Annotated in this window: 7 protein-coding genes; 4 read left to right on the top strand and 3 right to left on the bottom strand. The window is 68.6% G+C overall.

Features of this window, described 5'->3' with window-relative positions; translation table 11 throughout:
* Positions 1-300: 300 nt before the first annotated feature.
* Both M8859_RS32045 and M8859_RS32040 read right to left on the bottom strand, forming a co-directional pair.
* Positions 301-1719 (bottom strand): hypothetical protein, encoded by a 1419-nt coding sequence (locus M8859_RS32045; protein ID WP_249645387.1) that lies wholly within the window; start codon positions 1717-1719, stop codon positions 301-303.
* A gap of 47 nt (positions 1720-1766) precedes the next feature.
* On the bottom strand, positions 1767-3614 hold the full coding sequence (locus M8859_RS32040; protein WP_249645386.1) for a hypothetical protein: 1848 nt from the start codon (positions 3612-3614) through the stop codon (positions 1767-1769).
* 975 nt (positions 3615-4589) lie between these two features.
* On the opposite strand from M8859_RS32040, the gene M8859_RS32035 reads away from it, so the two are divergent.
* The 3 genes from M8859_RS32035 (at position 4590) to M8859_RS32025 (ending at position 7618) form a co-directional block, all read left to right on the top strand.
* Positions 4590-5165 carry an HhH-GPD-type base excision DNA repair protein gene (locus M8859_RS32035; RefSeq protein ID WP_195072236.1) on the top strand — a complete coding sequence of 192 codons (576 nt, stop codon included), beginning with the start codon at positions 4590-4592 and terminating at the stop codon, positions 5163-5165.
* Between the two features lie 124 nt (positions 5166-5289).
* Positions 5290-6000, top strand: a complete 711-nt coding sequence (locus M8859_RS32030) for a DUF8020 domain-containing protein (RefSeq protein WP_195072235.1) — start codon at positions 5290-5292, stop codon at positions 5998-6000.
* Positions 6001-6343: 343 nt separating this feature from the next.
* Positions 6344-7618 (top strand): ROK family transcriptional regulator, encoded by a 1275-nt coding sequence (locus M8859_RS32025; protein WP_195072234.1) that lies wholly within the window; start codon positions 6344-6346, stop codon positions 7616-7618.
* A 61-nt stretch (positions 7619-7679) separates the two neighbouring features.
* On the opposite strand, the gene M8859_RS32020 is transcribed toward M8859_RS32025, so the two are convergent.
* Positions 7680-9308 (bottom strand): DUF2207 family protein, encoded by a 1629-nt coding sequence (locus M8859_RS32020; RefSeq protein ID WP_195140599.1) that lies wholly within the window; start codon positions 9306-9308, stop codon positions 7680-7682.
* A gap of 76 nt (positions 9309-9384) precedes the next feature.
* On the opposite strand from M8859_RS32020, the gene M8859_RS32015 reads away from it, so the two are divergent.
* Positions 9385-10509 (top strand): neutral zinc metallopeptidase, encoded by a 1125-nt coding sequence (locus M8859_RS32015; protein WP_263291474.1) that lies wholly within the window; start codon positions 9385-9387, stop codon positions 10507-10509.
* Positions 10510-10511 lie beyond the last annotated feature (2 nt).

The raw sequence follows: 10511 nt of genomic DNA, 5'->3' as shown, positions 1-10511 counted from the left end.
AAGCCCTCGAACAAGGCACGCAGCTCCACGACCGAGTCCAGCGCCCACGAACCGTCCACCGCCACCGCCTACTTCTGCCGCGACGTCGCGTCGACCAGCACCGCGTGCAGTGCCCGCGCCTGCACGCCCGCCTCCTCGCCGCGCACCACGACATCGGCGAACGCGGCGCCGAGAGCCCCGCTCACATCGAAGAGGCTGCCCGTCGACGTTGTCTGTGCCGAAGGATAAAAGCGCGACACGACCTCGGCGGCGCCATCCGTCCCCAATCCTGGAGGTACCGCATCGCCCACCATGACCGGCTCAGGTGGGCGCACCCTGCCGCTGCCGATAGCGCCGTTCGAAATCGGCCGCGTATATCGAGGGCGGCGTCGAAGACGAAGATTGCTCCACCACACCGTCATCGGCGACGTAGAATATGGCCCGCCCGATCACGATCTCGCCGCGCGGCACCGGCACGTATACCATCCAGCCCGCGCTGATTCGATCGGCGCGCAACTGGTCGAGCGGATAACCCGTCGTATTTAGCTGCCGATCGGTGATGTACTCGACGACGCGGGCGATGGCGTCCGGCGCCGTGATCGTCTGCCGGGTCTGTTGCCCGATCGAACCGGCGATCGAGAACTGGTACAGCGCACCGTCGATATCGAAACGCGCCGGGTCGTCGAAGATCTCGGCCATCAGGTCGCGCGTGACGACACCGGCGTGCGCCGCCGACACCAGCGCGTCCGCCGCCGCGCGCACTGGTTCGGCCGGCCGATCGGGCAGCAGGCTCACCACGATATCGATCACCGTATCCGCGGTCCATACGCCGGGAATCGCCGAAGCGGACCGCTCCGCCGAGGGCGACTCACCCCGATACCATCCTCCGGAATCCCACCAGTAGCAGAACGAGAGCAGACCCGCTGCCGCGCGCGGATTCAGGACCGGGTCGGCTACCCAATCCGGTGCCCCGGCATAGAAATTCGGCATTTCGGCACCGTCGTTGTACACCCCGTCCAGCGCGGGCGGGTTCCAGACACCGCCCGACAGCACGGCCCGCCCCCCGGGCAGCACGAACAGCGTGGACCCGGTCCGACGGGAACTTTCGAACCACCCGAGCGACGGCAGGATTCTGGGACCGCGCTCGGAGCGCACCGCGACGAAGGCGGCCGACAGCACCGCCCATCTCGCCCACAGCACAGGCAGATCCGGCAGTTCATCCACGATCGGCACCGGCCGCACCCCCGCGTCCCGATCGGCACGCACCCCGGCGACGGCCTGCTGCGGGCTGCGCGTCTGCCGATCGGCATGCTCGAGATACGCCGCCAGCCAGATCGGCAACCGGTCCCTCGGATGCTCCGCGAGATCGGCCCGATATGCCTCGGGGGAGAACAATTGGCCGTCCGGGAACGGCTCGTCACCGTAGTCGTAGTCGAACTCCACCTCGCCGTCGGAGGTCGACGACATCAGCAGCCGCCACCACGGCCCTCGGTCTCGACGCGCCGCCAGCTCGCGGTGCTGCCGAACCAGTGCTCGCACCGACTCCGATGGTTGCGTCCACACCGGTTGCGCCGCAACGAGGTAGGCGATGTCCGCCACGTCTTCGGTGACGGTCGACGCGAAGGCGGCATCCCACGACCGCCACCCCGGCGGCCCCGCTGCCGAGATCTCCGCGGCAATCTGACGCGCCAGCCGCGTCACCTCGTCGTCGGCCGGATTGACCGTGCCCGCACTCTGCATTCGATATCCCCTTGCTGCCCTGGTCCGCGAAATCCTGTTCCGAGCCGTCACGCCTCGTCTCGCGTCGCCGGTCGTCGCGCGGTGTCGACGTGCAGTCGGCACAGTGTCTTCACCGGTTCGGTGGCGCCCTCGGCGTTGAGCACGACGTCGGTGAACGCGTCGGGGAGCGCCGCGGCGGGATCGAACCGTCCCATGTCGACACAGCCGCCGCTCAACCGATCTCGCCCGTATTGGTAGCCGTGCACCACCCGAGCCGGACTCACGCGGCGGTACGCGCCGTGGTCGCCGAAGTATTCCGCGATCAGGGCACGTTGCGCGCGAGCTCGCGCCTGCCGCGCGCCGGCGCGATCGATGGCCCACGCGAGTTCGCGGAGCGTCGCCGCGTAGATTGGGCGCGTATCCGCTTGCGTCACAACCGCTGCCGGGTGTCCGCTCGCTGGAATCCCGTCGGGTAGCCGTGCAGGATCCGTGAGCTGAACAATATCGACGACCGCCGACCAGGTGAGCGCCTGTTCCTGTGCACCAAAAGCCGACTGCTGCTCGACGCGCACGATCTTCCGCTGCTCCAGCTCAGCGATCCCGACGCGCCGCACTTCGATGACCGGAGACTTCGTGAGCACGTCGTCGGTATCCGCGAGGAACCCACCGACGGCGTCCTCATCGATTCCGGGCGCATCGAGTCCGGTCACCTCGACGCGGTGCCGATCGGCCAATTCTCGTACGAGCCGCACGGGGTCGCTGTCGGTGTTCGACCGGTTCACCGGTTGCGGTGTTCGCTCCGGCCGGTCGCGGTCGGAGCGTTTCGCGCCCGGCGCGGAACTTCTGTCTGCCGCAGACTTTCCGGCGGAGATGCGGTCGGGCCGCCCAGCGGGTGGCGCGGCGCAGATCGTGTCCGACCACGGCGTACCCGGCGGTTTGCGGCCCATCGGCGCACTGACAGCGGCAGGAGGCGCGCTGGCCCGCGCGGGGCCTGCCGCCCTGCTCGGCCCGCCCCGCGCAGGCTCGGTCGCACTGCTCGGCGGGCCCCGCGTGGGCGGTGTCGCTACCCTGTTCTCGTCGCCAGAGGGCCCGATGGGTCGGCGGCGGGTACCCGGGGTAGTCGCGCTGGATGTCCGGGCGGAGTCGGCCGATTGGCGTCCATCCGGGCCGGCAATGCGATCACCGCTGTTCGCGGCACTTCCCGAAGCTGTTTGCGAGCCAACAACTCCGGGACTATTGGTTTCACCGCCGGAATCCGGTATGTCATCGGGAGCGCCGATGTGTCGAGCGGGTGCCGCCTCGGTTCCGATCGGCACGAATTCCACCGGTCGCGATACCAGGTAGGAGCTCGGCGCAGCGTAGGAATTCGGCTTGGCCGCAGCCGGTGTGCGAGCGGGCTCGGCGGACATGTCACCGACCGAACCGGACGTACCTTCCGGCTCTAGAGTCCGCTCGACACGCCTGCCGCCCTCGTGATCGGTGGATCGGAAGGTTTCGGCGGCAGCCTTCACCTCGGTGCCGAAGCCCTGCCCGGATTCGGCGAAGTTCTGCAGCGCCACCAGCCCCTGCCCGGCATCCGGTTCGTAGGTCTTCGCGACCGCCTCACCGGCCTCGTCGTCACCCCACCACCGGCCTTCGTCGGCAAGCACGGCCCAAGGCCGCACCGCCACCTGACCGACCTCGACGCCGATCTCTTGCCACGCCGCACCCCGCCCCCCGAGGTCCTTCGGATCGATCCACAGCGCTCCGCTCACCGGGACGCCCCCTCGGCATCCGCTCAGCGATCCGGCAGGTCCGTCGTCATCGTCGATGTCCGTCCACGGCAAGCCGCCCGCGCGACCGCAGATCGGCCGGAGCCCGTCACCGCAGAACCGGTCCGTCCGATCACCGTCGAGGCTGCCGGAACGACCTGGCACGCCCGCTGCGGAACATTTCAACGTGTGCCCTTCCTGCACCCCGTCGGATCAAACCTATGACGTACTGACAACGGTATGTCGACGCCGGAGAACACAGCCCGAGAAGACCCCCCAGCACTGAGAGCTGAGCAGCAGGCAGAATTCGTATCGGACCGTCTCCGGGCCCTCAGCCGCGACTGCGGCCACGCCGTCGGCAGCGGCCCAGTCCGGCATAGCGCCAGTGACATCACTCGGTGCGGATTGCGACTCAGCCCGGGATCGGCTGCGGCAGGCATTTGCAGCGCAGCGCGGTCGAGAAGACCCGCCCGTCGCGCGGTATCAACCCACTCGATCAACACCGCGCCGTTGCCAGATCCCTGACCCAGGCGAATGCAGTCACATCGACCGCTCGATCGAGCTCGAGGACCTTATCGTCCTCCTCGAGGACGCCCAGCGGGTACTCGCTGGGTGGGACGACCGGGCACTCGACGGCGAACGGTGAGAGACTCAGCGGGCGCTGCCGTAGCGTCGCCAGCACCCGCGCGTCATCGCGTGCACGCCCCGGCGGCGATGCCGCACGACCGGCACAGCGGCGACGGCTGACCGCCAACGCACCCACCCCGGCAGAGGCGGGTACCACGGCCTGCCGTTCGGCGACGTGGGCGACCTTGGAGCAACCACAGGCGTGGCGATGAACCTCGGGTGCGTTCCGGCGACACCGCATACCGCCACCAGCCCGGCCTGACCGGGCGAGACCAGTGCACGGCGTCATTTCAGTACCGCCCTACACACGTCGGCCGGATTCTTGACGACCAGATGGCAATTTGCCACACAGCACGCGGTGCTGCTGGCGCCATGACCAGTAGCGATGCGTTCTGGAAGCACACTGGTAAATTGTCGGGCGCGCCCGAAACGGATGTGGCACCGAACGCGGGACCCGAGCGCGGGTCCTACGACGCCTACTGAGTTGGCCCGAACACCCGGAGAGGCGGGACAGTGACTCGCACGCTATGCCTGGCGCAGGACGCCGAGGCGGACAAGCTACTGACCGAGGACCACTTCGCCATACTGCTCGGAATGCTCCTGGACCAGCAGTACCCGATGGAGCACGCCTTCCGCGGCCCGAAGAAGATCGCCGACCGGATGGGCGGCTTCGACATCCAGCGCATCGCCGAGGCCGACCCCCAGGAGTTCGAGGACTTGGCCGCGACCCCGCCCGCGATCCACCGCTACGGCCGGTCGATGGCCCGCCGCGCGCAGGAGCTGGCCCGCTACGTCATCGAGCACTACGACGGCAAGGCCGAGAACATCTGGACCGCGGGCGACCCGGACGGCAAAGAGGTGCTGCGCCGCCTGAAGGACCTTCCCGGCTACGGCGAGCAGAAGGCGAAGATCTTCCTTGCCCTGCTCGGCAAGCAGCGCGGCGTGCGGCCGGAGGGTTGGCGCACGGCCGTCGGCGCGTACGGCGAAGAAGGCTCGCGCCGTTCGGTTGCCGACGTGACCGACGCCGAATCCCTGACACAGGTAAGGGAATTCAAGAAGCAGGCGAAAGCGGCGGCCAAAGCCGAGTAGCCCGGCTACCGTAACTCTCTTGTTGCCTATTTGAAATCTGGGTGCTTTTTTTCCTCGTTTCCCCGGAGTTTGTGCCGGATGCTTTGCCTCGAACAGCTCCACCTGAGATGAGGGATTGCAGGACATGAGGATGAGGAAGTTTGCCGTGGTGGCCGCGCTGGTCACCATCGCGACCGGAGTGGCCGCGGGGACGTCCGGTGCCGCGCCGGAGGAAGGAGGCCCCGAAAGCGCAGTCAATTTCACCGCGTATGCCACTGATACCCAGTCGATCATCGAAACCGACTCGGGTTCGCTGGTTGTGGAGGACGGGGTGTTCAAAGTTAAGGCATCCAACGGTACCGTCCTGGCGGGCCATCCGCTGCGGTTTCAGCTCGACGATTTCGAATTCCCCATCGCCGCGCAGATTTCCGGCCGCAGCGCGACGCTGACCCCGCTGTTCGACCGGGAACACGCGGTCTACAAGCCGGTGGCGCTGCCGTACGAGGACAAGGCGCCGTGGAAGACGGAGTACGACCGTGAGGTCGCCGCTTGGACCCGCCTGACCAGCACCATCACCATGGGCGCCGCGATCGGCACCCTGGTCGGCGGCATCGGTGGCGCTGCGGTCGGCTGCGTGCTCGGCGGCATCGCCGGCGCGACCATCGCGGCGGGGACCATCGCGGGCCTGTTCGGTCCGTTCATCCCGGCCGCGGGCGTCGGCTGCCTCGTCGGCATCGCCGGGATCGGCGCGCTGGGCACCGTCGCGGGCCAGATCCTGATCACCGCCCCGGTCGCGATCGGCGCGGCGATCCAGTACTTCACGACGGTCAATCAGCCGTTCAACGCTCCGAAGTAATCCTTCCGCGTGAAAAGACCTCGCCCCGTGGACCTCTCCGGGGAGCGGGGTCTTTTTCGTGTCCTCGCGACCTGGGGAAACAATGTGGGTGTACACACAACGGCGCGTCGGGGGTTGGTGCGTCGCGGAAATCGGTGTTAATTTCAATGACATGTCCGCCAGCCGATGGAACCACCTGCGGGTCACTTACGTGACCGCCGCGCTGGGTCTGCGGCTGCCGTTGACCCGCGAACTGTGTCGCCTCTCTTGCTGCAGCTGAGCTGGTTTTCCTGCTCATTTGCTGCCTCGCCGCCCATGTAGGCACGTCCCGTTCGATTACGGGACTTCAGCAAGGATCTGCACAATGTCCCTTCCCACCCTCGAACGATCCGTCTCCAGGGTTGCGGGCAGCCGTACCCGCGTCCCGCGTCCGGTTGTCGCTCCCGAACTGCGCATCGCCGACAATCCGGCGGCCGCGGTCCTGCGCGCCGCCACCGGCGGTCCTGTCTCCCGCGACAATGCCGCGCGCACAACCGGTTTGAGCATCGCCACCGTCAATCGCCAGGTTTCCGCACTGCTGGCGGCCGGTCTGCTGCGGGAACGCCCCGACCTGACGGCCTCGGGTGCGGTCGGACGTCCCCGCGTCCCGTTCGAAATCAACCACGACGCCTACCTGACCATCGGCGTCCACATCGGCGCCGCGGTCACGAAGATCGTCGCCGCCGATCTGCGCGGCCGCATCCTCGGTGGTCTGGCCATCGCCACCCCGCAGACCGGCCAGGAGTTCGCCACCACCACCGTCGCCCGCAGCGCGAAGGCGTTCCTGCAGCGCTGGCACCGGCGCAAGGCCCTGTGGGCGGGCGTCGCGATCGGCGGCCGGGTCGACCCGCTGACCGGCGTCGTCGACCACCCCAAACTGGAATGGCGTGGCGCCCAGGTCGGTTCGGTCCTCGGTGAGGTGCTGGAGTTGCCCGTTTCGGTGGCGCCGCACGTCGAGGCGATGGCCGGCTCGGAGCTGTTGCTGCCCACCGGCGAACCGAAGGACCAAGCCCGCGTGGAGCGGGGCAGCAGCCTGTACTTCTACGTGCGTGAGACCGCCGGTGTCGCGGTGACGCTGGACGGGCGCGTGCACACGCCGAGCAACGGCCCCGGTTCGATCGCGCATCTGCCCACCGGTTCGAACGTCGAATGCACCTGCGGACGGCGTGGCTGCTTGGAGGTGACCGTCGGCGATCGGTCGCTGCACTCCAGGGCTGTCGGCCTCGGCATCATCCCGGCGTACAACGGCACCGCGGGCTCGACCATCGCCGACCTGTACCGGGGCGCGGAGGCCGGTTCGGAACCCGCGCGCGAGCTGCTCGCCGAGCGGGCCACGATCCTCGGCCACACCGTGGCGATGGTGCGCGACATGCTCAACCCCGACCGGGTGATCCTCGGTGGCCAGGCCTTCACCGGCTACCGCCCCGCGGTCGCCCATGTGGCGCGGGCGTTCAACCAGGGTTCCACCTTGCCGCCCACCGACATCCGGATCAGTGGATTCGGCGGCAAGGTGCAGGAATACGCCGCTGTGGTGACCTCGCTGAGTGTCCTCTACGCCGATCCGCTGGCCGCGGTCCGGCGAACGGCACTGAGCGACTGAGCGATACGACGAAGGGCGACCGGCCGCCGAGCGGCCGGTCGCCCTTCTCGTGTGCGTGACGCTACCTGTGCGGGTCGCCCGCGGTGGTGAAAAGTCCTTCCAGCGCCGTGATGAAGAACGGGAAGTGGCTCGCGAAGCGCTGGAGGTTGCGGTCGCGTTCGAAGCCGCCGAACCAGTAGAGGCCCGGTTGCGCGTCGGCCGAGGGATCGAGGTCGCGGAAGACGCGGATCCAGTTGTCGGCGCGGGCGCCGAGCACCGTGAACGGCAGGGCGCGGGAGAACACGGTCTCCTGGTCGATCGGCGGGATATGTTCGCGCCGAGTCGTTTCCAGCCCACGTTGCAGGGCGCGGATCTGCCGGGCGAGCTCCAGGCCGCGCGCCGTCCGCATCGGCAGGTACTTCGGCACGAGCAGGGTAGCGACGCCACCGAGCGCGATGGCGACACCGACCAGCGCATGTCCGGACGTGAGCGCGAGCACGACCGTCGCGGCGACACCCGCCACCACCAGCGCACCACCGAGCCACACCGGGAGGCCGGGGCGGCGGCGATCGAGGAAGTTGCCTCGGCCGACGGCGTCGGCGACCAAGGCGGTGCGTACCGGACCGGCGGCCACGCGACCCGGCTTGCGCAACTCGCCTACCGTCACCGCGTCGGCGCCTTCGGGCAGCAGCGCCTGGTAGACCGCCTTCTCATAGTCGCGCAACTGATCATCGGGGGCGTTGACCCGGGTGATCCGCCAGTCGCTGTCGCTGAGCGGGATGATCCGGATGTACCGGCGCACCGCGAGATCCACCACGGTAGCCGCGATGTCGACCGGATCGACGTACCCGTCCAGCAGCAGACCCGCCTCGCCGGGCAGCGTGCCGTCGGGCGAGGTGAACTGCACCCGATCGCCCTCGCGCAGCAAAGGGTCGATCGTTTCCGAACCGCCGCCGATCGCCGCCTCCTCGCGACGGGCGCGCAGCACGAAGGCGACCAGGCCCGCCAGCGCGAGCAGCAGGACGCCGAACGCGACGAGCGCCGGAGTGGTGATCGCGAAGGGGCCCGCGTCGCCGCTGTCGCGCACGTCCGCGTTGCTCGGCACGGTGCCGGGTGGCAGTTGCAGTGTCAGGTCGATCGCGTCGCCTTTGCGCAAGTCGGTCTGCTCGAGGAAGAGGACGCCGTCGGCCTCGATCTTGACGTCGGCACACGGGCGGCTGTTGCCGGGCGGGCCGAGTTTGCAGTCGACGATGCCCATTTCGAAGCTCGGGCTGATGAGCGAAGCGCTGATGGACGCGATATCGGTGTTCAGCACACCCAGCCAATGGAACACCTGGGTGCCCGGGGCGTCGCTGACGGTGTTCTGCACGGAGTACTCGAAGGTGGATTCGCCCGGCCGGGCCTCGATTGTGAACTGGTCGTTCGCGACCGTCGCGGTGCCCGCGCCCTCCGTGTTCACCTCGGTGACCCGGAAGAGGCGCTCGGCGTCGTCACCGACCTTCAACCGCAGCGGAAGCGACATCCGGAACGAGCCGTCCGGCGGTACCGAGACCTTTTCGACCACTTCGAGGATGCCCTCGCGGCTCAGCTTCAGATCGGCGGTGATGGTCACGCCCGGCGCGGGCTGGGCGTGGGTGACCGGGGCCGTCGCGAACAATCCCGCGATGGCGAGAAGCAGCGCGCCTAGGGCGGCCCCCCGAAAAGTCAGCATGGCTGCCTACTCTAGACAGCTTGCTATCCTGCGTCAGCGGCTGTCGGCGATCATCGAGACGAGGGGGTACGGGGGCGTGACTCAACCACCGTACGGACACGGACCGGTCCCGCACGGGGGGCGTCCGGTTCCTCCGCCGCCCGGCTACGGTGCGCCCTATGGTTCGCGACCGGGGTACGGTCCGCCACCTGGATACGGCCCTCCTCCCGGATACGGTCCGCCGCCGGGATACGCCCCGCCCGCCTACGGTCCGCCGCCGGGTTACGGCCCGCCGGTCCCACCGCCGATGCCCTATGGCCCGCCCGGGCGCCCGCCCTACCCGCCACCGCGCAAAAAGGGTGGCGGCGGATGGGTGGTGCTGCTGGTCGTCGTTGTGTTCCTCGTCGCGGCGGGGCTGGTGCGCAACGCGATCGCGGTGGGACGCGACAGCGACGCGTCCGGCCCGCAACCGAGTTTCACGTTCGACGCCCAGCCGGATGGCTCCGCACCGGCGGCTACCGGAAACAACCCGCTGCTGACCGACCCGAACGCGACGCTGCTTCCCGCGCGGTGCGATTACTCGCCGTGGGGCACCCAGGTGGACGCCGCCCGTAAATTCTTCGAAAGCGCCGCGTCGTGCCTGGAGACGGCGTGGAAACCCGTGCTGCGCAAGGCGAATCTGCCGTTCCAGCCGCCGTCGCTGAACGTCAGCGCGACCACGGCGGGCATCACCACGCCCTGCACCGGCTCGACCAGCAACTTCGCTGCCTTCTACTGCCCGGCGAACAAGACCATCTACATGCCGATCAGCCAGTTGCAGACCGATTATTTCAAGGACAATTGGGTGGTCTACCTGTCGGTCTTCGCGCACGAGTACGGACACCACGTGCAGGCGATTTCCGGCATCCTGCGCAAGGCCAACAGCGAGCGCGCCGACGCGGGGCCGCGCAGCGCCAGGGGGCTGGAGTTGTCGCGTCGCGTCGAGTTGCAGGCCAATTGCTTCGACGGCATGTACCTCTCCTCCTCATCGGAGGGCGGCTCGCTGAGCGACTCGCAGCTGGCCGTGGCACGCAAGGACGCCTACGGGCGCGGCGATCAGGCGGGGGACATGCGCGACCACGGCTCGTCGGAGAACGGTGGGCAGTGGTTCGAGACTGGTTTGGACAATAATCGTGCCGCCCAGTGCAATACGTTCACCGCGTCGGCGAGCTCGGTGAGCTGAGG

The organism is Nocardia sputi, from assembly GCF_023501985.1.
This window is presented reverse-complemented; position numbering and strand designations above follow the sequence as displayed.